The 24,127-nt window shown below is 66.2% G+C and carries 24 protein-coding genes; 15 read left to right on the forward strand and 9 right to left on the reverse strand.

Annotated features, from left to right (window positions below; all coding sequences use genetic code 11):
- Positions 1-110 precede the first annotated feature (110 nt).
- The 4 genes from NX773_RS13580 to NX773_RS13595 are packed head-to-tail and all read right to left on the reverse strand — an operon-like array spanning position 111 to position 4,405.
- Positions 111-1,292, reverse strand: coding sequence for a UbiH/UbiF/VisC/COQ6 family ubiquinone biosynthesis hydroxylase (locus NX773_RS13580; protein ID WP_370662256.1), 1,182 nt, complete (start codon positions 1,290-1,292; stop codon positions 111-113).
- Positions 1,292-2,623, reverse strand: coding sequence for a Xaa-Pro aminopeptidase (pepP, locus tag NX773_RS13585; RefSeq protein ID WP_258856863.1), 1,332 nt, complete (start codon positions 2,621-2,623; stop codon positions 1,292-1,294). The genes NX773_RS13580 and pepP overlap by 1 nt, the downstream gene beginning before the upstream one ends.
- Positions 2,620-3,336 (reverse strand): N-acetylmuramate alpha-1-phosphate uridylyltransferase MurU, encoded by a 717-nt coding sequence (murU, locus tag NX773_RS13590; protein WP_258856864.1) that lies wholly within the window; start codon positions 3,334-3,336, stop codon positions 2,620-2,622. Before murU ends, pepP begins: the two co-directional genes overlap by 4 nt.
- A 10-nt stretch (positions 3,337-3,346) precedes the next feature.
- Complete coding sequence (locus NX773_RS13595) at positions 3,347-4,405, reverse strand: aminoglycoside phosphotransferase family protein (RefSeq protein ID WP_258856865.1); 1,059 nt, start codon at positions 4,403-4,405, stop codon at positions 3,347-3,349.
- Positions 4,406-4,500: 95 nt separating this feature from the next.
- On the opposite strand from NX773_RS13595, the gene NX773_RS13600 reads away from it, so the two are divergent.
- From NX773_RS13600 to rsmA, 4 genes are read left to right on the forward strand one after another with little or no spacing between them, the layout of a single operon-like run.
- Positions 4,501-6,762 carry an LPS-assembly protein LptD gene (locus tag NX773_RS13600; RefSeq protein ID WP_258856866.1) on the forward strand — a complete coding sequence of 754 codons (2,262 nt, stop codon included), beginning with the start codon at positions 4,501-4,503 and terminating at the stop codon, positions 6,760-6,762.
- A gap of 25 nt (positions 6,763-6,787) precedes the next feature.
- A complete protein-coding gene (locus NX773_RS13605) occupies positions 6,788-8,191 on the forward strand; it encodes a peptidylprolyl isomerase (protein WP_258856867.1) in 1,404 nt (467 codons plus the stop codon).
- A 4-nt stretch (positions 8,192-8,195) separates the two neighbouring features.
- Positions 8,196-9,242, forward strand: a complete 1,047-nt coding sequence (gene pdxA, locus NX773_RS13610) for a 4-hydroxythreonine-4-phosphate dehydrogenase PdxA (RefSeq protein WP_258856868.1) — start codon at positions 8,196-8,198, stop codon at positions 9,240-9,242.
- A 22-nt stretch (positions 9,243-9,264) separates the two neighbouring features.
- A complete protein-coding gene (gene rsmA, locus NX773_RS13615; protein WP_258856869.1) occupies positions 9,265-10,029 on the forward strand; it encodes a 16S rRNA (adenine(1518)-N(6)/adenine(1519)-N(6))-dimethyltransferase RsmA in 765 nt (254 codons plus the stop codon).
- Positions 10,030-10,210: 181 nt separating this feature from the next.
- Here rsmA and NX773_RS13620 read toward each other — a convergent pair whose 3' ends face one another.
- Together NX773_RS13620 and NX773_RS13625 are read right to left on the reverse strand one after the other, a co-directional pair.
- Positions 10,211-10,840, reverse strand: a complete 630-nt coding sequence (locus NX773_RS13620; protein ID WP_258856870.1) for a hypothetical protein — start codon at positions 10,838-10,840, stop codon at positions 10,211-10,213.
- A 33-nt stretch (positions 10,841-10,873) separates the two neighbouring features.
- Positions 10,874-11,464, reverse strand: a complete 591-nt coding sequence (locus tag NX773_RS13625; RefSeq protein WP_258856871.1) for a hypothetical protein — start codon at positions 11,462-11,464, stop codon at positions 10,874-10,876.
- Positions 11,465-11,657: 193 nt separating this feature from the next.
- Between NX773_RS13625 and NX773_RS13630 the strand changes: the two genes are divergently transcribed.
- The 4 genes from NX773_RS13630 (at position 11,658) to NX773_RS13645 (ending at position 15,556) form a co-directional block, all read left to right on the forward strand.
- Positions 11,658-12,371, forward strand: coding sequence for an HAD family hydrolase (locus NX773_RS13630; protein WP_258856872.1), 714 nt, complete (start codon positions 11,658-11,660; stop codon positions 12,369-12,371).
- 61 nt (positions 12,372-12,432) lie between these two features.
- On the forward strand, positions 12,433-13,446 hold the full coding sequence (hrcA, locus tag NX773_RS13635; protein ID WP_258856873.1) for a heat-inducible transcriptional repressor HrcA: 1,014 nt from the start codon (positions 12,433-12,435) through the stop codon (positions 13,444-13,446).
- Between the two features lie 127 nt (positions 13,447-13,573).
- Entirely contained in the window at positions 13,574-14,266 is a 693-nt protein-coding gene (locus NX773_RS13640) for an RNA polymerase sigma factor (protein WP_258856874.1), read from the forward strand.
- An 87-nt stretch (positions 14,267-14,353) separates the two neighbouring features.
- Positions 14,354-15,556: a c-type cytochrome gene (locus tag NX773_RS13645; protein WP_258856875.1), complete on the forward strand. Its 1,203-nt coding sequence runs from the start codon at positions 14,354-14,356 to the stop codon at positions 15,554-15,556.
- Positions 15,557-15,635: 79 nt separating this feature from the next.
- Here NX773_RS13645 and fur read toward each other — a convergent pair whose 3' ends face one another.
- Positions 15,636-16,064, reverse strand: coding sequence for a ferric iron uptake transcriptional regulator (fur, locus tag NX773_RS13650; RefSeq protein WP_258824464.1), 429 nt, complete (start codon positions 16,062-16,064; stop codon positions 15,636-15,638).
- Between the two features lie 79 nt (positions 16,065-16,143).
- On the opposite strand from fur, the gene NX773_RS13655 reads away from it, so the two are divergent.
- The 3 genes from NX773_RS13655 to NX773_RS13665 are packed head-to-tail and all read left to right on the forward strand — an operon-like array spanning position 16,144 to position 17,881.
- On the forward strand, positions 16,144-16,734 hold the full coding sequence (locus NX773_RS13655) for an outer membrane protein assembly factor BamE (protein ID WP_258824465.1): 591 nt from the start codon (positions 16,144-16,146) through the stop codon (positions 16,732-16,734).
- Positions 16,735-16,743: 9 nt separating this feature from the next.
- Positions 16,744-17,550, forward strand: coding sequence for a 4-hydroxy-tetrahydrodipicolinate reductase (gene dapB, locus NX773_RS13660; RefSeq protein WP_258856876.1), 807 nt, complete (start codon positions 16,744-16,746; stop codon positions 17,548-17,550).
- Between the two features lie 4 nt (positions 17,551-17,554).
- On the forward strand, positions 17,555-17,881 hold the full coding sequence (locus NX773_RS13665; protein WP_258856877.1) for a barstar family protein: 327 nt from the start codon (positions 17,555-17,557) through the stop codon (positions 17,879-17,881).
- Positions 17,882-17,887: 6 nt separating this feature from the next.
- On the opposite strand, the gene NX773_RS13670 is transcribed toward NX773_RS13665, so the two are convergent.
- Together NX773_RS13670 and NX773_RS13675 are read right to left on the reverse strand one after the other, a co-directional pair.
- Positions 17,888-18,103, reverse strand: coding sequence for a hypothetical protein (locus NX773_RS13670; protein WP_258856878.1), 216 nt, complete (start codon positions 18,101-18,103; stop codon positions 17,888-17,890).
- A complete protein-coding gene (locus NX773_RS13675; RefSeq protein ID WP_258856879.1) occupies positions 18,100-18,342 on the reverse strand; it encodes a hypothetical protein in 243 nt (80 codons plus the stop codon). The genes NX773_RS13670 and NX773_RS13675 overlap by 4 nt, the downstream gene beginning before the upstream one ends.
- A gap of 143 nt (positions 18,343-18,485) precedes the next feature.
- Here NX773_RS13675 and leuS point away from each other — a divergent pair, with 143 nt between their 5' ends.
- The 4 genes from leuS to NX773_RS13695 all read left to right on the forward strand — a co-directional run bounded on the left by leuS (position 18,486) and on the right by NX773_RS13695 (position 24,119).
- Positions 18,486-21,131 carry a leucine--tRNA ligase gene (gene leuS / locus NX773_RS13680; protein ID WP_258856880.1) on the forward strand — a complete coding sequence of 882 codons (2,646 nt, stop codon included), beginning with the start codon at positions 18,486-18,488 and terminating at the stop codon, positions 21,129-21,131.
- 3 nt (positions 21,132-21,134) lie between these two features.
- Positions 21,135-21,683, forward strand: coding sequence for an LPS-assembly lipoprotein LptE (locus NX773_RS13685; RefSeq protein WP_258856881.1), 549 nt, complete (start codon positions 21,135-21,137; stop codon positions 21,681-21,683).
- A 9-nt stretch (positions 21,684-21,692) separates the two neighbouring features.
- On the forward strand, positions 21,693-22,706 hold the full coding sequence (gene holA, locus NX773_RS13690; protein WP_258856882.1) for a DNA polymerase III subunit delta: 1,014 nt from the start codon (positions 21,693-21,695) through the stop codon (positions 22,704-22,706).
- Between the two features lie 147 nt (positions 22,707-22,853).
- Positions 22,854-24,119 carry a glutamate-5-semialdehyde dehydrogenase gene (locus tag NX773_RS13695; RefSeq protein WP_258856883.1) on the forward strand — a complete coding sequence of 422 codons (1,266 nt, stop codon included), beginning with the start codon at positions 22,854-22,856 and terminating at the stop codon, positions 24,117-24,119.
- Positions 24,120-24,127 lie beyond the last annotated feature (8 nt).

Below are 24,127 nucleotides of genomic sequence, written 5' to 3' on the forward strand. Positions count from 1 at the left end.
CCGCAGCCTATGCACGTCGTTCCCGCGCAGGCGGGAACCCATAGACAGCGTGAGGGGACGCTCAGTATGGGTCCCCGCCTCCGCAGGGACGACGGTCTTTAAGCCGCAGGTTATGACTGTTGCGTGTAGCGCGGCACGCGCCCGCCGCGGTGGCCGAACATCATCAGCTCGGCCAGCAGCATGCGCGCCGGCTTGACGGTGTCCAGCACCGCCAGCGACAACCCGAACAGCGACTGCAGTGGCCCGGTGTCGGTGAAGATGCGCGCCATCGCATCGGTCACGCTGATGGTCAGGCGCCGGTCATGCTGGCGCTCGTCCACGAAGCGCTGGACCGCATGCGGGCCCGCTCCTTCAGTGGCCAGCACGCGCGCCAGCACCGCGGCGTCGCGCAGGCCCAGGTTCATGCCCTGTCCCGCCACCGGATGCAGCGTTTGCGCCGCATTGCCCACCGCGACCGTGCGCGCGGTGGCGCGCGCGTCTGCGTTCAGCCCCAGCGGATAGGCCACTCGCGTCGATGCGGCGGTAAATCGCCCCAGGCGCGAGCCGAAGGCGTCGCCCAACTGCGCCAGGAAGTGCGCATCGTCCAGCTCCAGCAGCTGCGCCGCGCGCTCGGGCTTGACGCACCACACCAGCGCGTACTGGTGGCCGTCGGCGCCGTCCTGCGGCAGCAGGGCCAGCGGCCCTTCCTCGGTGAAGCGCTCGAAGGCGCGATGGGGAATCGGGTTGCTCGCGGTGATGCGCGCGATCACGCCGGTCTGCCCGTAGTCGCGCTTGATCGAGCGGTCCTGCTGCTGGCCGAAGATGCCGCCCTCGGCCTGCACCGCCACCAGCGCGCGAATCGTGCGGCCGTCGTCGAGCGTGAGCGTGACGCGGTCGCTCTGTTCGTCCACGCCCACCACGCGTGCCGGCCGGATCACGGTCACGCCGGCGCGTTCGCAGGCGCGCGCCAGCGCATCGACCACGTCGCCGTAGCGCGCCACGTAGCCCAGCGCGGCCAGCTTGTGCTCGGCACGGTCCATCAGGCTGCGCCCCAGGCGCCCGCGCCGGCTCACGTGGATCTGGTGGATCGCGGTGGCCGGCAGCGGCCACGCGCCCAGTTCTTCCAGCAGCAGGCGGCTGCCCCAGGCCAGCGCGATCGAGCGCGGGTCCGAGATCGCCTGTCCCAGCGACTTGGCATCGACCAGCGCAATGCGCTTGCCGGGCACGCCGCGCTTGGCCATCAGCGCGGCCAGCGCCATGCCCACCGGGCCGGCGCCGCAGACCGCGACGTCCACTTGCAGTTCTTCGTTCATCATGGTTTGCGCATCAGTTCTTCAATCTCGTCCACCTGCTTGGGCGCGGCGCCGGTCAGCACGCGGCAGCCCGCGTCGGTCACGACCACGTCGTCCTCGATCCGGATGCCGATGTTCCAGTATGTCTCGGGCACGCCTTGGGTGGGGCGCACATAGATGCCCGGTTCCACCGTCAGTACCATCCCCGGCAGCAGGCTGCGCGAGGGTTTGCCCTCCAGAGTGGTGTCGCGGTAGCGGCCCACGTCGTGCACGTCCAGTCCCAGCCAGTGCCCGGTGCCGTGCATGTAAAACTGCTGGTACGCGCGCTCGGCCACCACGTTGTCCACGTTGCCGTACTTTGCCTTGTCGAGCAGGCCCAGGTCGAGCATGCCCTGCGCCAGCACCCGCACCGCCGCGTCGTGGATGTCGCTGTACGGCCGTCCAGGCGCGACCGCATCGAGCGCAGCCTGCTGCGAGGCCAGCACCAGTTCGTACAGGGAGCGCTGCGCAGGCGAGAAGCGGCCGTTGGCCGGGTAGGTGCGCGTGATGTCGGCCGCGTACGAGTCCAGCTCGCAGCCGGCGTCGATCAGCACCAGATCGCCGTCGGCAACCTGTGCGTTGTTGGCGATGTAGTGCAGCACGCAGGCGTTGGCGCCGGCGGCCACGATGGGCGTGTAGGCCGGGAACTGCGCGCCGCAGCGCCGGAATTCATGCAGCAGCTCGGCCTCGATCTCGTACTCGAACATGCCGGCTCGCGTGGCGCGCATCGCGCGTGCATGGGCGTTGCCAGAGATGGTCCCGGCGCGCAGCATCGTGGCCAGCTCGGTCTCGTCCTTGTGCAGCCGCATCTCGTCGAGCACGGGCAGCAGGTCGTGCGCGGCCGGCGGCGCGGTGATGCCGCTGCGGCCTTGCGCGCGCACCGCGGCCAGCCAGCCGGCCAGGCGCTGCTCGACCGGCAGGCCGCGCCCGAGCGGATACCACACGGCCGGGCAGTCGGCCAGCAGGCGCGCCATCTGCGCATCGAGCTCGCCGATTGCATATGCCTCGTCCAGGCCGAAGGCGTCTTTGGCGCCCGGCGGGCCGTAGCGAAAGCCGTCCCAGATCTCGCGCTGCACGTCCTTTTCGCGGCAGAACAGGATCGAGCGTGCCGGCTTGTCGCCCTGCGCCGCCACGATCACGAGCGCGCTTTCCGGCTCGGTAAAACCGGTCAGGTAGTAGAAGTAGCTGTCGTGGCGGTAGGGATAATCGCTGTCGCCGTTGCGCGGCGCTTCAGGCGCGGTGAACAGCACGGCCACCGCGCCCGGCTGCATCGCTGCGGCCAGGCGGGCGCGGCGAGCAGCGAACTGTTTCATGACGCGGCCTTCGCAAACGGCGCGTTCAGCTCCTCGAGCTGGCTGGCCACGCCCACGTTGACCCATTGGCCGTTGTAGATCTCGCCGCCAACCCGGCCCTGGTCCACGTACTTGCGCACCAGCGCGCCGAACTTGACGAAGTCGCCCGGACTGATCGCCTCGAACATCTCCGGGCGGTACACGCCGATGCCGGCGTAGTTCCACATCGGGCTGCCCTCGTTGGCCACCTCGAACATCGTCAGCGCGAAGTCGCCTTTCGGGTTATGCCACGGGTTCGGCGCCAGGTACAGCCAGGCGATGTCGCGTGCGTCCTTCGGATAGGGGTTGCCCAGCACGTCCGCGTCCTTGAGCGCATCGAGCGCCAGGGTGAAATCGAAGTAGGGCGCGTAGATGTCGCCCGACACCGCGAGGAAGGGCTCGTCGCCCAGCAGGGGCAGCGCATTGGCGATGCCGCCCGCCCATTCGAGCGGGGTCGGTTCGTGCGAGTACACGATGCGCGCGCCATAGCGGCTGCCGTCGCCCAGTTCGGCCTCGATCATGTGGCCCAGGTGCGAGTGGTTGATCACGATGTCCGTGATCCCCGCGCGCACCAGGTTCAGCACGTGCCAGGTGATCATCGGGCGGCCGCGCACCTTGAGCAGCGGCTTGGGGCAGGTGTCGGTCAGCGGGCGCATCCGCTCGCCGCGGCCGGCGGCCAGAATCATGGCTTTCATCGGGAATTCTTCAGAAGGTGTAGCCGACCTTGGGCGCCTCGCCCTCGAACGTATCGAGCAGGCGCAGCAGCGGCTTGAGTTCTTTGTAGCGGTTGGCGGTCTTGCGCACGTAGTCCATCACGGTCGGCAGGTCGCCCATGTAGATGGTCTTGCCGTCGCGGTAGTTCAGGCGGCAGAAGATGCCGAGGATTTTCAGGTGGCGCTGCAGGCCCATGAATTCGAAGTCGCGGTAGAAGGCGTCGATGTCCGGGTTCACCGGCAGGCCCAGCTTCTTGGCGCTTTGCCAGTAGCGCACCACCCAGTCCAGCACCAGTTCCTCGTCCCACTGGATGTAGGCGTCGCGCAGCAGCGAAGCCAGGTCGTAGGTGACGGGGCCGTACACCGCGTCCTGGAAGTCCAGCACGCCGGGGTTGCCTTGTTCGAGCCACATCAGGTTGCGCGAGTGGTAGTCACGGTGCATGTACACCTGTTGCTGGGCCAGCACGTTGGCGCAAATCGCGTCGAACACCTGGTCCAGCTGCGCTTTTTGTTGATCCGTCATGGTGATGCCCAGGTGCTTGCCGACATACCATTCCGGGAACAGGTTCATCTCGCGCAGGGCAAACGCGCGGTCGAACTCCGGCAGCACGCCCGGCTGGCTGGCCAGCTGGAACTTGAGCAGCGCGTCCACCGCATCCGAGTACATGAAGGCCGCGTTGTCCGCGTTCAGTCGCTGCAGGTAGGTGGTGGTGCCCAGGTCCGACAGCAGCAAAAAGCCGCGCTCCACGTCGCGCGCCACGATCGCCGGCACGGTCACGCCGGCGGCCATCAACAGGCCGTCCACGTGGATGAAGGCCGGCACGTTCTCGCGCTCGGGCGGTGCGTCCATCGCGATCAGGGTTTCGCCCAGCTTGTCACGCATGGGCTCGAGCACGTCCAGCCGGAAGTAGCGGCGAAAGCTCGCATCGGAAGAAGCCGGGCGCCGCGAGCCCGCGTCCACCAGGCCGAGGCCCGCCAGCCACTCGGTCAGGAGGGCCAGGCGCGCATCTTTTTCAGCGGAAGTGGGGGAATTTTGAGACAGAGAAGACATGAAGCGGGCTGGGGAATCCGGTTGATTGTGAAGTTCCCATATAATAAGGGATTCAATCCAAAAAATCGCCTGTTTATGGTGCAACAAGTCGTTTCATGAGCTGGTTTTCGGCCCTTCCACCTTCGCGCAAAGGCGCCTTCGCGCTGACCGCGCTCGTCACCGTGGCCACGGGGCCGCTGCACGCACAAACGGCCCCAAGCGCCCAGCCGCCAAGCACCGATGAACAGGATCAGCCGGTCACGATCCGCGCCGAGGAAATCACCGGCCGCCCGGACCGCGAACTGAATTTAAAGAGCAACGTCGAGATCACCCGCGACGGCACCGGCATGACTGCCGACACCGCCTGCTACATGCGGGTCGAGGACGAAGTGACCGCGCAGGGCCATGTCACGATGTGGCGCTTCGGCGACCGCTACAAGGGCGACGCGCTGCAGCTCAATCTGGAGACCGGCAAGGGCTGGGTGCTCAATCCCCAGTACCACATGCAGCTGAATAACGCGCAGGGCCGCGCCAACCGCATCGATTTCCTGTCGGAGGAAGTCGGCGTGGTCTCGGATGGCACCTACAGCACCTGCGAGGGGCCGGACCCCGACTGGTACCTCAAGTCGTCCAAGCTGCGCCTGGACCAGGGCCGCGACGTCGGCACCGCCGCCAACACGGTCATCTACTTCAAGGGCGTGCCGATCATCGGCACCCCGGCGCTGTCGTTCTCGCTGTCGGGCGCGCGCCGCTCCGGCTGGCTGCCGCCGTCGATCGGCGCTGGCTCCAAGGGCAACGCGGAGCTGATGGTGCCGTACTACGTCAACATCGCGCCCAACCGCGACCTGACGCTGTTCCCGCGCGTGATCTTCAACCGCGGCGTGCAGCTGGGCGCCACCTTCCGCTACCTTGGGCTGACCGACCGTGGCCCGTACAGCGGCGAGACCCACGTCGAGGGGCTGCCCAACGACCGCATCCGCCACCGCAACCGCTGGCTGGTGCAGTCGCTGCACAACCAGACCGTCGCGCCGGGCTGGACCTACGGCTGGACCGTGCATGCGGCCTCGGACGACAACTACCCCAGCGACTTCTCGCGCACGGTGGCCGCGTCGGCCGAGCGCCAGCTGCTGCGCGAGCTGCGCACCGATTACGGCACCCAGTACTGGAGCCTGTCGGCGCGCGTGCAGAACTACCAGGTGCTGCAGGACCCGGCCGCGATCGGCCCGACCGGCAACCCGGCGCTGTTCGTGCCGCGCCCGTATGACCGGCTGCCGCAGCTGAACTTCCACGCCGGCCGCTACGACGTGCTGGGCGGGTTCGACTGGGCAGTCGATGCCGAGGCGACGCGCTTCTCGCAGCCGGGCGACATCGTGCAGGGCAACCGTTTCGTGTTCGTGCCGCAGGTCAGCCTGCCGTTCGTGCGCCCGGGCTACTTCATCACGCCCAAGCTGATGCTGCACGCGACCAAGTACGACCTGACCGATAACAAGGACCAGTTCGGCCGCCCCGCGCCCAATGAACAGGACCGCGCGGTGCCGACCTTCTCGCTCGACAGCGGCCTGATCTTCGAGCGCGAGGCCAGCCTGTTCGGCCGCCCCGCCACCCAGACGCTCGAGCCGCGCCTGTTCTACGTGCGCACGCCGTTCCGCGACCAGACCCAGATCCCGAACTTCGACACGGCCATTGCCGGCTTCAACTACGCCCAGCTGTTCACCGAAAACCGCTTCGTCGGCGCCGACCGCGTGTCGGACGCCAATCAGCTGACCGCCGCCGTGGTGTCGCGCTTCATCGAGAGCAACGGCGCCGAGCGCCTGCGCGTGGCGGTGGGCACCCGCTATTACTTCAGCAACCCGCGCGTGACCCTGACCGCCAACGATGCGAAGAACCAGAGCCGGTCGGACGCGCTGTTTGCCGCCGGCGGGCGCATTTCCGATCACTGGAACTTCGATACCGGGGTACAATACGACGCCCAGGGCCACAGCCTGTACAGCTCGAACGCTGGCTTGCAATGGCAGCCGGCCCCGATGAAGGTGGTCAACGCCGAGTACCGTTACCAGCGTGACAGCTTCCGCAACGCCGACCTGTCGGGCCAGTGGCCGCTGTCGGCGCGCTGGTATGGCGTGGGCCGGGTCAGTTATTCGCTGAAGGACAAGAAGCTGCTCGAAAGCCTGGTCGGCCTGGAGTACAAGGCCGATTGCTGGGTGTTCCGGTTCGGCGCCTCGCGCTTCGTGACGGCGGCCCAGACCACCTCGACGCCGATCTTCTTCCAGATCGAGCTGAACGGACTGTCGCGCCTCGGTTTCGGCAACCCGCTGGAATCGTTTAACAAGAGCATCCCCGGCTACACCCGGCTGAACACGAACGTCGGCCGCCCCTGACCGGTGAGCAATGGATCAACCTGAAATGAGTGCTTCCCAGATGATGCGTACTACCCGTTTGCAACAGATCTCGCTCGCAGCGGCGCTGCTGTGTGCGCTCGCCGCCGGTTCCGCGCATGCCCAGGCCGCCAAGACGGACGCGGCCCCGAAGGCCAGCACCGGCGGCTTTTTGCCGCCGGCGTCCGCCGACGCCAAGGTGATCGATTCGATCTACGTGGTGGTCAATGACGACGTGATCACCAAAAACGAGGTGAAAGGCCGCGTGGACCAGGTGGTGCAGCGCATGCGCGCGCAGGGCGCCCAGGTGCCCGACCTGGCCGACCTGCAGCGCCAGGTGGTGGAGGCGATGATCGTCGAACGCGCCCAGATCCAGCTGGCCAAGGAATACGGCGTCAAGGTCGCCGACATCGAGCTCGACCGTGCCATCGCGCGCATCGCCGAGAACCAGAAGCTGTCGGTGCAGGACATGCGCAACCAGATGGAAAAGGAGGGCCTGCCCTTCAACCAGTTCCGCGAAGAGATCCGCAACGAGATCATGCTGCAGCGCCTGCGCGACCACGAGGTGGACGCCAAGATCCAGGTCTCCGAGGCCGAGATCGACACCTACCTGGCCGCCGAGAAGGCAGCCGCCGCCGACAAGGTCGAGATGAACATCTCGCAGATCCTGGTCGGCATCCCGCAGAACGCCTCGCCCGAGCAGATCGCCGCCCGCAAGGCGCGCGCCGACGAGGTGATGCGCCAGCTGCGCACCGGCGCCGACTTCGCCAAGATGGCCGCCACGTATTCGGACGCGCCGGACGCGCTCAAGGGCGGCGAGATCGGCTGGCGCGACCCGGACCGCCTGCCGCCGCTGTTCACCAATGAACTGCGCAAGCTCAAGCCGGGCCAGACCACGCCGGTCATCAAGTCCAGCACGGGTTTCCACATCATCAAGCTGGTGGACCAGCGCAAGCCGGCCGACAACAAGGACGCCAAGGCAGCCGAGGAAACCCAGACCCACGCGCGCCACATCCTGATGAAGGTGACGCCGACCATGACCGAAGCCGAGGTCAAGCGCAAGCTGCTGGAGCTGAAGGAAAAGATCGACAACAAGGCCGCCACCTTCGAGGAGCTGGCCAAGCAGTACTCGCAGGACGGCTCGGCGGCCAAGGGCGGCGACCTGGGCTGGCTGGCCGCGGGCGATACGGTGCCCGAGTTCGAGAACCCGATGAACCAGCTCAAGCCGGGTGAAATCTCGGGCGTGGTGCAGAGCCCGTTCGGCTTCCACCTGATCCAGGTCATCGAGCGCAAGACCGAAGACCTGTCCAAGGAAAAGGAACGCAGCGTGGCGCGCCAGGTCATCCACGAGCGCAAGCTGCAGGAAGCGACCGAGGACTGGGCGCGCGAAGTGCGCGACCGCGCCTACGTCGAGTTCCGCGAGGACAAGTGATCCGATGAACGCAGTGGCGCGCCGTCCGACGCTCGCGATCACGACCGGCGAGCCGGCCGGGATCGGGCCTGAAATCTCGATCCGCGCGGCGTGGGCGCTGCGCGCGCAAGCCAACTGCGTGCTGGTTGGCGATGCCGCCTTCCTGGCGATGACGGCAGGCGCCATCGACCCGGCGATCCGGCTGTCGGCCGTGTCGCTGCAGGCGCTGCGCTACAGCGGCCTGCCGCACTTCGGCCCCGAGCGCATCACCGTGGTGGACGTGCCGCTGGCCGAGCACGTGGTGCCGGGCACGCTCAATGCCGCCAACGGGCGCGCGGTGCTCGACATCCTCGACGCCGCCATCGAAGGCGTCGCGGCGGGCTGGTTCGACGCGATCGTCACCGCGCCCCTGCAAAAGAGCACGATCAACGACGCCGGCGTGCCGTTCTCGGGCCACACCGAGTACCTGGCCGAGAAAACCCATACCCCCAAGGTCGTGATGATGCTGGCCGGCTCGCCCGGCGAGCACCAGCCCTACCTGCGCGTGGCGCTGGCCACCACCCACCTGCCGCTCAAGGACGTGCCGGGCGCGATCACGCAGGACACGCTGGCGCAGGTGCTGGACATCATCGACCACGACCTCAAGACCAAGTTCGGCATCGCCGCGCCCAGCATCCTGGTCACCGGCCTGAACCCGCATGCGGGCGAAAACGGCTACCTGGGGCGCGAAGAGATCGACGTGATCGAACCGGCGCTCAAGGCGGCGCAGGCGCGCGGCATCGATGCCCGCGGCCCGTTCCCGGCCGACACGCTGTTCCAGCAAAAGTACCTGAAGGACGCCGACTGCGTGCTGGCGATGTACCACGACCAGGGCCTGCCGGTGCTCAAGCACGCCACGTTTGGACGCGGGGTCAACATCACGCTCGGCCTGCCGCTGATCCGCACCTCGGTGGACCACGGCACGGCGCTCGACCTGGCCGCGCGCGGCCTGGGCCTGGCCGACTGCGGCAGCATGGAAGAAGCAGTGCGCGTGGCCATGCACATGGTGCAGGCACGCCGCGCCCATCCCTGATTCTCAGAAAAACACAACAAGCATGAAACACGTCGCCCGCAAGCGCTTCGGCCAGAACTTTTTGACGGACGACCACGTCCTGCACAACATCATCGACGCGATTGCGCCACGCCGTGGCGAGGTGATGGTCGAGATCGGCCCGGGCCTGGCGGCGATGACCGCGCTGCTGCTCAAATCCCTGGACCACATGCACGTGGTCGAGCTGGACCGCGACCTGGTGGCGCGGCTGGAGAAAACCTACCCGCGCGAGCGCCTGACGGTGCATGCGGGCGACGCGCTCAAGTTCGATTTCGGATCGATCCCGGTGCCCGAGGGGCAGAAGCTGCGCGTGGTCGGCAACCTGCCGTACAACATCTCGAGCCCGCTGCTGTTCCACCTGGCGCAGTATGCGCAGCAGGTCGAGGACCAGCACTTCATGCTGCAAAAGGAAGTGGTCGAGCGCATGGTGGCCGAGCCGGGCACCAAGGCCTACTCGCGGCTGTCGGTGATGCTGCAATGGCGCTACGACATGGAGCTGCTGTTCGTGGTGCCGCCGACCGCCTTCGACCCGCCGCCGCAGGTTGATTCCGCGATCGTGCGCATGATCCCGCACCGCCAGCCGCTGGCCGTGGACGGCGCGCGGCTGGAAAGCGTCGTGCAGAAGGCGTTCTCGCAGCGCCGCAAGGTGATCCGCAACTGCGTGGCCGGCATGTTCACCGAGGCGCAGCTAATCGAAGCCGGAATCGACCCCGGCGCCCGTCCCGAGGCCGTGAGCCTGGAACAATACGTCGCGCTGGCCAACCTCTGAGCGCAGGGCGGGCAGCCAAGCTGCCCACCGTACCGGGCGCAGATAAAAAAAAGCCCGCCGGGAGGCGGGCTTAAATCCAATTCTTTTCTGAGGAGAGTTGGAGGAGACAGGTGCAGTATGCTGCGCTACAGCATATTCGTCCAATTTCCTTTTAGAATGCTCTCCATCACGCAACTGAATATCAGGCCGACGGCACGCAGGTGACCGTAATGTTGGCCACATCCGCGTCCTGCATGGTGCCGGCGCCGTTGTTCACGCTGCAGAACAGGCCGGTCGGGTTCGACAGCACGGTCACGCCGTAGGTCTGGCCGTAGATCACCGGGTTGGGGAAGGTGAATTCGGTTGTGCCCGACGCCAGGGGCAGGGTACCGCCGCCATTGACCAGCACCAGGCCGGTCGCGGTCAGTCCCGATACCGTACCCCCAACCGCATGCGACTGCAGGAGGCAGTTGACCGGGACGTTGATCGTGGCCCGGTGCCCGACGGTGTCCTGCTCGTAGCCCTTGGGAATGGCGCAAGTCTGGTGCGGCGGCTGCTGCTTGACGGTGACCAGATACTGGTCGCCATATTCAAGCTGCTTGGGGAACTCGAAGGTGACCGCGGGGACCTTGGCCGAGTCGTAGACCGGCGGCACGAGGGTGGAGGACGGGTTGACCGTGACGTCCATGCCGTTGCTGGTCAGCACCAGCGGACCGTACTGCAGGTTGCTCACGGTGCCCGGAATGGTATAGGTCGCCTTGCCGCCGCCGCAGGCGGTCAGGGTCAGGGCCAGGCCCAGTGCCAGCAGGCTGCGCATCGAAGTGAACTTCATTGACTGTTTCTCCAGGAAAGTGGCTCGGCCGCGTCAGGGGGTGCAGGTGACCACGACGTCGTTCTTGTCGGCGGTACCCATGATGCCGCTCGCGTTGCTCGCGACGCAGCTCTGGTTGGCAGGGCTGCTCAGTACCGTGATGCCGAACGCCTGATCTTCGCCGACCTCGGTCATCTGGAACGACGTTGCGCCCGCCGGCACCGTGACCTTGTCGCTGCCGTTGACCAGCACCAGGCCATCGCCCTTCAGGTTGCTGATGGTGCCGCCCAGCTTGTGGGTCTTGAGCGTGCACACGATCTGGATGTTGGTCACGTTGAAGGCCGAGCGGCCGGTGCCGTAGTTGACCGTGCAGCCAGTCACGTTGGACGGGAAGCTCTTGACGGTCACCTTGTACGCCTCGTCGATGCCGATCAGGTCCGGGAAATAGAAAGTGTTGCCCGCGCCCAGCATGGACGGCGTGATCGTGTAGTCATGCGCGCCATTGTTTTGCAGCACGATCTGTTCCTTGGTCAGGCCATAGATGGTGCCGCCCAGCGCCAGCTGGCCACTGCTGCCGCCGCAAGCGGACAGCCCCAGCGCGCATGCCAGCGCGGCAACGCCGGCGCGCAGGTACGTACTTTTCATATTTTCTCCAATGCGGACAGGAAAGGCGCCAAAGCCGAGTGCGCCTGAAAGACAAATAGCCGCCATTTTAGTCGATTTGTCAGCTTGCTGAGCCATTACCCTTGTATCACGGTGTAACCGCTGGGCCAGGATTGATTTTCAGCGCCGCCGTCGCTATTCTTGGCTGGCCCACCTTTCTCTTCCCCCGCTTCAGATGACAACGACGCGCCGCGCCTGGCCCAAGGCCATTCTGTTCGACCTGGACGACACTCTGTGGCCGATCGCGCCGGTGATCGTGCAGGCCGAGCAAACGCTGCATGCCTGGCTGGCCGCCAATGCGCCCGCGGTGGCGCGCCGCTTCTCGATCGACGAGCTGCGTCAGGCGCGCATGGCGCTGCTGGCGCAGAACCCGGCGTTCGCGCTCGACCTGGGCGCGCTGCGTCGCGCCGGGCTGGTGGCCGCGTTCGAGCAGGCCGGCGAGGACCCGGCCAAGGTCGAGCAGGCGATGATCGAATTCTTCGCCGCACGCAATGCGGTGATTCCCTACGACGACGTGCTGCCGGGCCTGTCGCGGCTGAAGGACCGGGTGCTGGTCGGCTCCATTTCCAACGGCAATGCCGACCTGAAGGCGATCGGCCTGTCGCACCACTTCAAGGTCTCGGTCGCCGCGCACCAGCTTGGTTGCGCCAAACCCGACGCGGCGATTTTCCACGCTGCCTGCAAGGAACTGGGCGTGGCGCCGGAGGATGCGGTGTACGTCGGCGACGACGTGCTGCTCGACGTGCAGGGCGCCCAGCGCGCCGGCCTGCGCGCGGTGTGGATGAACCGCACCGGCAGCACCCGCCACCTGGAGCACGAGGTGGTCCCGGACGCCATCGTCAGCAGCTTCCACGAGCTGCTCGACTGGCTGCAGCGCGAGCACGGATGACTGCACAGCAGCGGGCCGAACGTGCATAATAGGAGGGCAACCCGGTGCCCACCGCAAAATCATGCAACTCGATAATCGTGCCCAAACCCTGCTCAAAGCCCTGGTCGAACGCTACATCGCGGACGGCCAGCCGGTAGGGTCGCGCGCGCTGTCCCGGATCTCCGGGCTCGACCTGTCTCCGGCCACGATTCGCAACATCATGGCCGACCTCGAGGAAATGGGCTACGTGGCCAGCCCGCACACCTCGGCCGGGCGCGTGCCCACGCCGCGCGGCTACCGGCTGTTCGTCGACACCCTGCTCACCGTCCAGCAGCTCGACGAGCACAGCGTCGAGGCCAGCATGCGCCTGCCGGCGCACCAGCCGCAAAAGGTGATCGCCAACGCGGCCCAGATGCTCTCTTCGCTGTCGCACTTCGCCGGCGTGGTGCAAAGCCCGCGCCGCGAATCGGCGTTCCAGCAGATCGAGTTCCTGCGCCTGTCCGAAAAGCGCATCCTGCTGGTCATCGTGGACCCGCGCGGCGACGTCCAGAACCGCCTGCTGCTGACCGACGTGGACTACTCGCCGTCGCAGCTGATCGAATCGGCCAACTACCTGAACCAGAACTACGCCGGGCTGTCGTTCGACGAAGTGCGCATGCGCCTGACCGGGGAATTGCGCCAGCTGCGCGACGACATGGGCCGGCTGATGCAGGCCGCCGTCGAGGCCGGCAGCGAGGCGATGGCCGAGGGCGAGGACGTGGTCATCGCCGGCGAACGCAATCTGCTGTCGGTGTCCGACCTGTCCTCCAACATGAGTTCGCTGCGCCAGATGTTCGAGATGTTCGAGCAGAAGACCGGGCTGATGCAGCTCCTGGACGTGTCGAGCAAGGCTGGCGGCGTGCAGATCTTCATCGGCGGGGAATCGAAACTGGTGCCGCTGGACGAAATGAGCGTGGTCACCGCGCCCTACGAAGTGAACGGCAAGATCGTCGGCACCCTGGGCGTGATTGGCCCGACCCGCATGGCCTACGAGCGCGTGATCCCGATTGTGGACATCACCGCCAAGCTGCTCTCGAACGCGCTGAGCCACTCCTGAACACCGCGTGAGCTGAACGGCGGCGCAGTAGGGTGGGCAGGTCTCCTGCCCACGCGTCCAACGAGCCTGGGAACGCCGCGGACGCTGGCATCATCCAATGCCGCGTCATCCACGATCGGGGAGTTCCATGCGCACCGCAACCAACACCAACGACGACGCCTCGCTGACCGACGCCGACCTCGCCGCACGCATCGCCGCCGGCGATCACCATGCGTTCGCACTGCTGATGCGGCGCCACAACCGGGCGCTGTTTCGCGCCGCGCGCAGCATCCTGCGCGACGACGGCGAAGCCGAGGATGCGCTGCAGGACGCCTACCTGCAGGCCTACCGCGCCATTGGCAGCTTCCGTGGCGACGCCAGGCTCTCCACCTGGCTCACCCGCATCGTCGTCAACGAGGCGATTGCGCGCAGCCGCAAGAGCCGGCGGCGCGGCAACATCACACCGCTTTTTCCCGCCGACGAGCACGGCAACAGCGCAGTGGAGGCCGCCATGGACGAGGAGCGCACGGACTCTCCTGAGCAAGAGGCGATGCGCGCCGAAGCACGGGTTTTGCTGGAACGCTCGCTCGACGCGTTGCCCGAGGCGTTTCGCACCGTGTTCGTGCTGCGCGCCGTGGAGGAGATGAGCGGCGAGGAGGTTGCGGCCTGCCTCGGCATTCCGGAGGCGACCGTGCGCTCGCGCTTCTTCCGCGCCCGCGCCATGCTGCGCGCCGCGCTGGCCAGCCAGTTCGACCTGGCGCTCGAGGATGCGTTCTCGTTCGACGGCGCGCGCTGCGACCGCATCGTGGCGGCGGTGCTCGCGCGGCTTGGGGCGTCCTGAGCCGCGTTTGCGCTGGCTGAAGATCAGCTCGGTTGGCGAGGTGTACCGTAGAAATCAGGCGCCCTGTCGCGCCCGAAGGAGGACACCATGCTCGCCAGAAAGCTTTGCCTGCCGCTGTTCGCGAGCGCCGTGCTTGCCGCCTGTGCCGGCCACCACCGCGACGATGATGAGCTTGATCCATTGCTGGTTGCCAAGGGCCGCCAGATCTTCCGCTACGACACCTTCGGCGACGGCGCCAAGTGGACCGACCAGCTGCGCATGCACGAGGTGATCGCCAGTTCGGTCAGTCCGGCCGCCGCCCTGGCGCTCGGGATCAAGGTGGACGTGGACGCGTTGCCGCCGGCGGTGCGCGAAGGCATCAGGAACGGCAGCATCGACCTGAACAGCCCCAGGACCACGGTGACCCTGCTCAAGCTGGGCGCGGTGGTCGGCATCCTGGGCCGGGTGGAAACGGTGCGCGGGCAGGAGGTGCTCGAGCGCGTGGGCATCACCTGTGCGCTGTGCCACTCCACCGTGGACAACGGGTTCGCCGCCGGCATCGGCAAGCGCCTGGACGGATGGCCCAACCGCGACCTGAACGTGGGCGCCGTGATCGCGCTGTCGCCCGCGCTCACCGCGGCGCAGAAGGCGGTGTACAACTCCTGGGGCCGGGGCCGCTACGACCCGCGCTTTAACATCGACGGCAAGAACGGGCCGGTGGAGATCCCGCCGGCCTATGGCCTGGCCGGCATTCACAAGATCACTTATACCGGCGACGGCGACGACGTCACCTACTGGAACCGCTACGTGGCCGTCACCCAGATGGGCGGGCTGGGGCATTTCGAGGATGATCGCATTGGCGTGGACGTCACCAACGGCAGCATCGACCTGGTGCGGCCGGCGCTGCCGGCGCTGCGCGCTTACCAGCTGTCGCTAAAGGCGCCGCCCCCGCCGCCAGGCAGCTTCGACTATGATGCGGTGGGCCGCGGGCGTGCGCTGTTCGTCGGCAAGGGGCGCTGCATCACCTGCCACCTCGGGTCCAAATTCACCGACGCCAACCTGGGCCTGCACGCGCCGTTCCAGGTCGTGAGCGAGCCGGAGCCGAACGGAGCGCCGAGCTACGCCTCGCGGAGCGCGACCAAGCTGTACCGCACCGCGCCGCTCATGGGCGTCTGGCAGCACCCGCCGTACTTCCACAACGGGAAGGCGGCGACGCTGAAGGAGGTGGTGGAAATCTACAATCAGCGCAAGGCGCTGGGCTTGAGTCCGGCCGAGGTGTCCGACCTGGCCGAGTACCTGAAGGCGCTGTGAGCGTGCTGTGCAGGGCGGGCGGGTCTCCCGCCCACGCGTTCAGGCGCCGCGCGCTTGGACTGAACGCCCGCGCTGCATCCTAATGGCGGTGCGGGCAGTTTTGCTTGGTGCAGTTGCCGTAGATGGCGAGCGCGTGCTCGGCGATGCGAAAGCCGCGTTCTTCGGCGATGCGGTGCTGGCGCGCCTCGATCTCCTCGTCCACGAACTCCTCGACGTGGCCGCAGTCCAGGCACACCAGATGGTCGTGGTGCGTGCCCACGTTGAGCTCGTAGATCGCCTTGCCCGTCTCGAAGTGGTTGCGGTTGATCAGGCCCGCCTGCTCGAACTGGGTGAGCACCCGGTACACTGTCGCCAGCCCCACGTCCATGTTCTCCGTGAGCAGGGTCTTGTAGACGTCCTCCGCCGTCAGGTGCCGTACCTCACTGTTCTGGAAGATTTCCAGAATTTTGAGTCGCGGCAGCGTCGCTTTCAGCCCGCTGGCCTTCAGGTCGGTTGGGTTATTGCTCATGTTTTGATACTCGTGAATGGGCAGAGTGCTTTATGATATAGCGTTTTGGAGCTCCTGCTCAAACGTTTTGAGGACCCCTATGCGCGTCAAGATTGCCGTAAATTACCGTTTTCGTGCGCTGGCAGCCGCTGCCGGCGGCCTGGCGTGCGCGCTGGCGCTGTCCGGCTGCTCGAGCCTGCGCAGCCAGCCGACAGCCCCGGCGAACGCCTCGCCCGAGGCCGTCGCCGCCGACGCCAGCCGCTCGGCCGCCGCTGCCAACGCCGGCGCCCAGACGACCACGGTGACCAAGCTGCAGAAGTTCCTGTGGATCTTCACGCCCTACCGTCCCGACATCCAGCAGGGCAACTTCGTCTCGCAGGAGATGCTGGAGCAGCTCAAGCCCGGCATGACGCGCGACCAGGTCAAGTTCGTGCTCGGCACGCCGCTCCTGACCGACATGTTCCACGCCGACCGCTGGGACTACCCGTTCTACCTCGCGCGCGGCAACGGCGAGCTGACCACCAGCCGCGTGACCGTCTTCTTCAAGGACAACAAGGTCGATCACTTCGACGGCGGCCACCTGCCGACCGAGAAGGAATACATCGCCCGCATCGCCGGCACCGTGGCCGCGCCGCCGCCGGACGAGCGCAAGTCGCTCGAGGACGTGCGCCAGCGCAAGGAAGGCAAGTAAGGAACCAACATGAGTATCAAGATCGCGATTGCGGGCGCCAGCGGGCGCATGGGCCGCATGCTGGTGGAGGCCGTGCAGGCCTCGCCTGACGCCGAGCTGGTCGGCGCGCTGGGTGTGGCCGGCTCGCCGGAGATTGGCACCGATGCGGGCGCCTTTTCGGGCCAGCTGACCGGTGTGGTGATCCAGTCCGACCTGGACAAGGGCCTGGCCGGCGCCGACGTGCTGATCGACTTCACCCGTCCCGAGGGCACGCTGCGCCACCTGGAATACTGCGCCGCGCACGGCATCAAGATGGTGATCGGCACTACCGGTTTCGACGACGCCGGCAAGGCCGCGATCAGCAAAGCGGCCGAAAAGACCGCGATCGTGTTCGCCCCGAACATGAGCGTGGGCGTGAACGTGACGCTCAAGCTGCTCGAAATGGCGGCCAAGAGCTTTGCCGAAGGCTACGACATCGAGATCATCGAGGCGCACCACCGCCACAAGGTCGATGCGCCGTCCGGCACCGCGCTCAAGATGGGCGAGGTGATTGCCGACGCGCTGGGCCGCGACCTGAAGGAATGCGCCGTGTACGGCCGTGAAGGCGTCACCGGCGAACGCGACCCGTCCACCATCGGCTTTGCCACGGTGCGCGGCGGTGACATCGTGGGCGACCATACGGTGCTGTTTGCCGGCATCGGCGAGCGCATCGAGATCAGCCACAAGTCCAGCAGCCGCGTGACCTACGCCAACGGATCGCTGCGCGCCGCCCGCTTTTTGGCGGACAAGGCGAGCGGCCAGTACGACATGTTCGACGTGCTCGGCCTGAAGGGCTGATGCCATGGCCACCGCTGAACTGAACGGCGCGGCGATCACCGACGAGGCGAGCTTCCACGCCGAATGCAAGCGCGCGTTCGGCTTTCCGGACTCGTACCAGGCGACGATGGACGCCTGGGTGGACTGCCTGAGCTACCTGCGCGACGAGGACGGCATGTCCAAGTACCGGCTCAAGGACGACGAGGTGCTGCGCATCGTGGTCAAGGACGCGGAAAAGATGCGCGCGCAGGCCGGGGACATCCTCGAGGAGATGGCGTTCTGCATCATCGGCATCAACGAGCGCTACGAGGATTACGGCGAAAAGCCGGCGCTGGAGCTGGTGCTGGGCTGACGAGCATTAGCGCAGATAGAGACCTGCTACCATCGCAAACAGGCCAAACTGCGCCGCGACGATCAGCCCGCTTATCCAGTTCATCCTGGTCTCCAGCTTGTCGATTTTGTCTTTCAGATCGGCCACGGCGTCCTTTATTTCGTCGCGCAGCCTTCGTTCCGCTTCGGGTAATTCGGCGCGCAGATCCGCCGCTGAACCGGTCGCTGAGGAAACGTTCGTCAAAATCGTTCCATTCGGCTTAACACAAAGAGCAAAAGAAAAAACAAGGCAACCACCATAACGGTTAAGACATTGATCTGAAACTCATGGGTTTGTTCCCTCAGCTTCAATCGATAAATCTCTGATTCGAGCTTGCGGTGAAGCCTGCTGAAAGTGGACGCTTCGGAAATCGCTTGCAACACGGGCGTTCCCGAAGCCTTTAGCTTTTCGACAAGTGCCGAGTAATCAAAGTCATCGTCCATGATGCTTCGACACTTCATTCCTTTTTGCCGTTCCCCGTTACGCTAAGCCAACTGCAGGCTCCGCTGCGCCCGCCCACGCCGCAGTGCAAGATGAACCAGTATAATGTTCTGCTCCACCCCTAATTTTTGCCCGCAGAAACATCATGCAAGAGAAATATAGTCCCGCCGAAGTCGAACAGGCCGCGCAAGCGTATTGGAAATCGATCGACGCCTACAAGGCCGTCGAGAACGATCCACGCTTCCCGAAAGGCAAGTACTACGCGTGCTCGATGCTGCCTTACCCCTCCGGCAAGCTGCACATGGGCCATGTGCGCAACTATACGATCAACGACGTGATGTACCGCTACCTGCGCATGAACGGCTACAACGTGCTCATGCCGATGGGCTGGGACGCGTTCGGCATGCCGGCCGAGAACGCCGCAATGGCCAACGGCGTGCCGCCGGCCGAGTGGACCTACTCGAACATCGCCCACATGCGCGGGCAGATGGAGTCGATGGGCCTGGCGATCGACTGGTCGCGCGAGATGACCGCCTGCCGCCCCGAGTACTACAAGTGGAACCAGTGGATGTTCCTGAAGATGCTCGAAAAGGGCATCATCTACCAGAAGACCGGCACCGTGAACTGGGACCCGGTGGACCAGACCGTGCTGGCCAACGAACAGGTGGTGGACGGCTGCGGCTGGCGCTCGGGCGCGCTGATCGAAAAGCGCGAAATCCCGATGTACTACGTGCGCATCACCGAATACGCCGACGAGCTCCTGGACTACGTCGAAAACAAGCTGCCGGGCTGGCCCGAGCGCGTGCGCGTCATGCAGGCCAACTGGATCGGCAAATCGACCGGCGTGCGCTTCGCCTTCCCGCACCAGATCAAGAACGACGCCGGTGAGCTCATCAACGACGGCAAGCTCTTCGTCTTCACCACCCGCGCCGACACCATCATGGGCGTGACCTTCTGCGCCGTGGCGCCGGAACACGCGCTGGCACAGCACGCCGCAAGGAACAACCCCGAGCTGCAGGCCTTCATCGCCGAGTGCAAGAAGGGCAGCGTGATCGAAGCCGACATGGCGACGATGGAGAAGAAGGGCATGCCGACCGGCCTGACCGTGACCCACCCGGTCTCGGGCGAGCAGGTGCCGGTCTGGGTCGGCAACTACGTGCTCATCACCTACGGCGACGGCGCCGTGATGGGCGTGCCGGGCCACGACGAGCGCGACTTCGCGTTCGCGCAAAAATACGACCTGCCGATCAAGCAGGTGGTCGAAGTCGAAGGCGAGACCTTCTCGCTGGAAGGCTGGCAGGAGTGGTACGGCGCCAAGGAAAACATCAGGATCATCAACTCGGGCAAGTACGACGGCCTCGATTACGTGGCTGCCGTCAACGCGGTCGCCGGCGACCTGGCGAACATGGGCCTGGGCGACAAGAAGGTGACGTTCCGCCTGCGCGACTGGGGCATCTCGCGCCAGCGCTACTGGGGTACGCCGATCCCGATGATCCACTGCGAGGACTGCGGCGCCGTGCCGGTGCCCGAAAAAGACCTGCCGGTGGTGCTGCCCGAAGACCTGGTCCCGGACGGCACCGGCAACCCGCTCAACAAGGATGAACGCTTCCTCAAGTGCGACTGCCCGAAATGCGGCAAGCCGGCGCGCCGCGAGACCGACACGATGGACACCTTCATCGACTCGTCGTGGTACTACATGCGCTATACCTCGCCGGGTTCGAATGACGCGATGGTGGACAAGGCCCGCAACGACTACTGGATGCCGATGGATCAGTACATCGGCGGCATCGAGCACGCGGTCATGCACCTGCTGTACGCGCGCTTCTGGACCAAGGTGATGCGCGACTTCGGCCTGGTCAAGTTCGACGAGCCCTTCGTCAACCTGCTCACCCAGGGGATGGTGCTCAACGAGACCTACTACCGAGAGGACGCGTCGGGCAAGAAGACCTGGTTCAACCCGGCCGACGTCGAACTGACCTTCGACGACAAGGGCCGCCCGGTGTCGGCCGTGCTCAAGGCCGACGGCCAGCCGGTGGCGATCGGCGGCACCGAGAAGATGTCCAAGTCGAAGAACAACGGCATCGACCCGCAAGCCCAGATCGAGCAGTACGGCGCAGACACCGCGCGCCTGTTCACGATGTTCGCCTCGCCGCCGGAGCAGACCCTGGAGTGGTCCAACAGCGGCGTGGAAGGCGCCAGCCGCTTCCTGCGCCGCGTGTGGGCCTTCGCCTATGCGCAGCGCGAGGCCGTGGCGCGCGCGCTGGCCGGCCAGCAGCAGGGCAGTCTGTCGGACGCGCAGAAGACCGTGCGCCGCGAAGTGCACAAGCTGCTGCAGCAGGCCGACTATGACCTCAAGCGCATCCAGTACAACACGGTCGTCTCGGCCTGCATGAAGATGCTCAACACGCTCGAATCGAGCAAGCTGGAAGAGGGCGTGGCCACCGACGCGGTCATCGCCGAAGGCCTGTCGATTTTCCTGCGCCTGCTGAACCCGGTCGCGCCGCACATCACCCACGCGCTGTGGCAGGACCTGGGCTATGCGGCCAAGTACGGCGACATCCTCAACGTGCAGTGGCCGGAGGTGGACCCGGCGGCACTCGAACAGAGCGAGATCGAACTGATGATCCAGGTGAACGGCAAGCTGCGGGGCTCGGTCAAGGTGGCAAAGGACCTGGACAAAGCCGCCATCGAGAAGGCTGCGCTGGCGTCGGAAGCGGCCCAGAAGTTCGTCGAAGGCACGCCGAAGAAGGTCATCGTCGTGCCCGGTAAACTCGTCAACATCGTGGTGTAAGCGATGAACGCGGCCCGTCTCCCCTTTGCGCGCTTCTTCGCGGCCCTGTTCGTGGTGGCGCTGCTGGCGGGCTGCGGCTTCAAGCTGCGCGGCTCGAACGGCACCTACAACATGCCGTTCCATAGCATCTACGTCGGCTTCCCGGACACGTCGCCGCTGGGCACTGAGCTCAAGCGCAACCTGCGCGCGGCCGACTCGGTGGTCATCGCGGACAAGCCCGAGGGCGCCGACGCCCAACTGGTGGTGATGTCCGAGGCGCGTGGCCGCCAGATCCTTTCGCTGAACAACCTGGGCCGGGTGCGCGAATACCTGCTCACCTACACCTTCACCTTCCGCGTCACGGATGCCAAGGGCGCGCAACTGCTGGGCCCCACCGAGATTCGCCTCTCCCGCAACATGGCCTTCAGCGAGCAGGAGGTGCTGGCGAAGGAAGCCGAAGCCAACCTGCTGTACCGCGACATGCAGAGCGACCTGGTGCAGCAGATCCTGCGCCGCCTGGCTGCGATGAAGCCGGCCGCTCCGGCGGCAACGCCCGCGCCGGCCGCCTCGTGAAGGAGCGCGATGCAGCTGCGGCCTGAGGCGCTCGATGCCCAACTCGCAAAGGGCCTGGCGCCGCTGTACGTGATCACCAGCGACGAGCACCTGCTCGCGCTGGAAGCGGCCGACCGCATCCGCCGCGCCGCACGCGCGCAGGGCTATTCCGAGCGCGAGGTGCTCACCGTCGAGCGCAGCTTCAAATGGGGCGAGCTGCTGGCGGCAAACCAGGCGCTGTCGCTGTTCGGGGACAAGAAGCTGATCGAGCTGCGCATCCCCAGCGGCAAGCCGGGCAAGGACGGCAGCGCCGCGCTGCAAAGCTACGTCAAGGACTTAGGTCCCGACAACCTGACCCTCATCACGCTGCCCAAGCTGGACTGGCAGACCGCCAAGTCGTCGTGGGTGGCGAGCCTGCAGCAGGCGGCGGTGTACGTCGAGATTCCGAATGTCGAGCGTGCGCAGCTGCCGGGCTGGATCGGCATGCGGCTGTCGCAGCAAGGGCAGAGCGCGGACCGCACGAGCCTGGACTTTATTGCCGACCGGGTTGAGGGCAACCTGCTGGCGGCGCACCAGGAGATTCAGAAGCTGGGCCTCTTGTACGAGCCCGGCAAGCTCAGTTACGAGCAGGTGCACGACGCCGTCATGAACGTGGCGCGCTACGACGTGTTCAAACTGTCCGAGGCGATGTTGGCGGGCGACCCGGGGCGGCTGGCGCGCATGCTCGAAGGGCTCAAGGGCGAGGGCGAGGCGCTGCCGCTGGTGCTGTGGGCGGTGGCCGAGGAAATCCGCACGCTGCTAAAATTGAAGGCCGGGATGGCGCAGGGGCGGCCGTTGCCGGCATTGATGAAGGAATACCGGATCTGGGGGCCGCGCGAGCGGATGATGGAGCCGGCGCTGCGCCGCGTTTCGCTGGGCACGCTGGAAGCGGCGCTGCAGGACGCGGCGCAGGTGGACAAGATGGTCAAGGGCCTGCGCAGCAAGCAGTTCGGCGGCGACGCCTGGGACGCGATGCTGCAGCTGGCTTTGAAAGTGGCGCGCTGAAACCCGTAGGGTGGGCAGGTCTCCTGCCCACGCGTCCAGTCCAGGCTTGCGCTGCCTGAACGCGTGGGCGTTGGGACCCGCCCACGCTACGAAGGCCGAACCGCATCGGCGCATTACCGGCCCCGTTTGAAACTGAGCATACGAATCATGGACATCACCGCACACATGCAACAACTCGGCCGCCAGGCACGCGCGGCCTCGCGCGCGATGGCCCGCGCCAGCACCGCCACGCGCAACAAGGCGTTGCTGCTGATCGCCGACGCGATCGAGCGCGACGCCGCCGCCCTGAAAGCGGCCAACCAGCAGGACCTGGACGCCGCGCGCGCGGCCGGCCTGGCCCCCGCGCTGCTCGACCGCCTTGCGCTATCCGACAAGGCCATCGCGACCATGGTGGACGGCCTGCGCCAGATTGTCGCGCTGCCTGACCCGATCGGCGAAATCAGCAACATGAAGGTGCGCCCGAGCGGCATCCAGGTCGGCCAGATGCGCGTGCCGCTGGGCGTCATCGGCATCATCTACGAAGCGCGCCCCAACGTGACGGTGGACGCGGCGGGCCTGTGCATCAAGAGCGGCAACGCCACCATCCTGCGCGGCGGCTCCGAAGCCATCCACTGCAACCGCGCGCTGGCGCAGCTGGTGGCCGAAGGGCTGGCCGGCGCCGGCCTGCCCGCGCACGGCGTGCAGGTGGTGGACACCACCGACCGCGCCGCAGTCGGCGCCCTGATTACCATGCCCGAATATGTGGACGTGATCGTGCCGCGCGGCGGCAAGGGGCTGATCGAGCGCCTGATGAAGGAAGCCACGGTCCCGATGATCAAGCACCTGGACGGCATCTGCCACGTCTACATCGACAGCAAGGCCGACATCGACAAGGCGCTGCGCATCGCGCTCAACGCCAAGACCCACCGCTACGGCACCTGCAACACGATGGAGACGCTGCTGGTCGCGCGCGACATCGCACCGGCCGTGCTGCCGCGGTTGGCCGAGCTGTACGCGGCAAAAGAGGTCGAGCTGCGCGCCGATCCCGAGTCGTACGAGATTCTGCGCGGCTACCCGAACCTGGTCGAAGCGGTCGAAGAAGACTGGCGCACCGAATACCTGGCGCCGATCCTGTCGGTCAAGGTCGTGGCCGGCATCGATGAGGCGATGGAGCACATCAACACCTACTCGTCCAAGCACACCGAGGCGATCGTGACCGAAGACTACAGCGATGCGATGCGCTTTTTGCGCGAGGTGGACTCGGCATCGGTGATGGTCAACGCTTCGACGCGCTTTGCGGACGGTTTCGAATACGGCCTTGGCGCCGAGATCGGCATCTCCAACGACAAGCTGCACGCGCGCGGCCCGGTGGGGTTGGAAGGACTGACTTCACTGAAGTACGTGGTCTTTGGCCACGGCGAGATTCGCGAATAACAAAAGAA

Origin of the sequence: Massilia solisilvae (assembly GCF_024753215.1) — a bacterium.
GTDB lineage: Bacteria > Pseudomonadota > Gammaproteobacteria > Burkholderiales > Burkholderiaceae_D > Telluria > Telluria solisilvae.

What these genes read in the sequence shown, in the direction of transcription:
- NX773_RS13605 (WP_258856867.1), top strand. Translation starts at nt 6,788, where the DNA reads ATGAGTGCTTCCCAGATGATGCGTACTACCCGTTTGCAACAGATCTCG.
- NX773_RS13695 (WP_258856883.1), top strand. Translation starts at nt 22,854, where the DNA reads ATGGACATCACCGCACACATGCAACAACTCGGCCGCCAGGCACGCGCG.
- NX773_RS13655 (WP_258824465.1), top strand. Translation starts at nt 16,144, where the DNA reads ATGCGCGTCAAGATTGCCGTAAATTACCGTTTTCGTGCGCTGGCAGCC.
- pepP (WP_258856863.1), bottom strand. Translation starts at nt 2,623, where the DNA reads ATGAAACAGTTCGCTGCTCGCCGCGCCCGCCTGGCCGCAGCGATGCAG.
- NX773_RS13625 (WP_258856871.1), bottom strand. Translation starts at nt 11,464, where the DNA reads ATGAAAAGTACGTACCTGCGCGCCGGCGTTGCCGCGCTGGCATGCGCG.
- NX773_RS13630 (WP_258856872.1), top strand. Translation starts at nt 11,658, where the DNA reads ATGACAACGACGCGCCGCGCCTGGCCCAAGGCCATTCTGTTCGACCTG.
- NX773_RS13665 (WP_258856877.1), top strand. Translation starts at nt 17,555, where the DNA reads ATGGCCACCGCTGAACTGAACGGCGCGGCGATCACCGACGAGGCGAGC.
- NX773_RS13645 (WP_258856875.1), top strand. Translation starts at nt 14,354, where the DNA reads ATGCTCGCCAGAAAGCTTTGCCTGCCGCTGTTCGCGAGCGCCGTGCTT.
- NX773_RS13685 (WP_258856881.1), top strand. Translation starts at nt 21,135, where the DNA reads ATGAACGCGGCCCGTCTCCCCTTTGCGCGCTTCTTCGCGGCCCTGTTC.
- NX773_RS13620 (WP_258856870.1), bottom strand. Translation starts at nt 10,840, where the DNA reads ATGAAGTTCACTTCGATGCGCAGCCTGCTGGCACTGGGCCTGGCCCTG.
- NX773_RS13595 (WP_258856865.1), bottom strand. Translation starts at nt 4,405, where the DNA reads ATGTCTTCTCTGTCTCAAAATTCCCCCACTTCCGCTGAAAAAGATGCG.
- NX773_RS13640 (WP_258856874.1), top strand. Translation starts at nt 13,574, where the DNA reads ATGCGCACCGCAACCAACACCAACGACGACGCCTCGCTGACCGACGCC.
- hrcA (WP_258856873.1), top strand. Translation starts at nt 12,433, where the DNA reads ATGCAACTCGATAATCGTGCCCAAACCCTGCTCAAAGCCCTGGTCGAA.
- holA (WP_258856882.1), top strand. Translation starts at nt 21,693, where the DNA reads ATGCAGCTGCGGCCTGAGGCGCTCGATGCCCAACTCGCAAAGGGCCTG.
- pdxA (WP_258856868.1), top strand. Translation starts at nt 8,196, where the DNA reads ATGAACGCAGTGGCGCGCCGTCCGACGCTCGCGATCACGACCGGCGAG.
- NX773_RS13675 (WP_258856879.1), bottom strand. Translation starts at nt 18,342, where the DNA reads ATGGACGATGACTTTGATTACTCGGCACTTGTCGAAAAGCTAAAGGCT.
- NX773_RS13580 (WP_370662256.1), bottom strand. Translation starts at nt 1,292, where the DNA reads ATGAACGAAGAACTGCAAGTGGACGTCGCGGTCTGCGGCGCCGGCCCG.
- fur (WP_258824464.1), bottom strand. Translation starts at nt 16,064, where the DNA reads ATGAGCAATAACCCAACCGACCTGAAGGCCAGCGGGCTGAAAGCGACG.
- rsmA (WP_258856869.1), top strand. Translation starts at nt 9,265, where the DNA reads ATGAAACACGTCGCCCGCAAGCGCTTCGGCCAGAACTTTTTGACGGAC.
- dapB (WP_258856876.1), top strand. Translation starts at nt 16,744, where the DNA reads ATGAGTATCAAGATCGCGATTGCGGGCGCCAGCGGGCGCATGGGCCGC.
- murU (WP_258856864.1), bottom strand. Translation starts at nt 3,336, where the DNA reads ATGAAAGCCATGATTCTGGCCGCCGGCCGCGGCGAGCGGATGCGCCCG.
- NX773_RS13600 (WP_258856866.1), top strand. Translation starts at nt 4,501, where the DNA reads ATGAGCTGGTTTTCGGCCCTTCCACCTTCGCGCAAAGGCGCCTTCGCG.
- leuS (WP_258856880.1), top strand. Translation starts at nt 18,486, where the DNA reads ATGCAAGAGAAATATAGTCCCGCCGAAGTCGAACAGGCCGCGCAAGCG.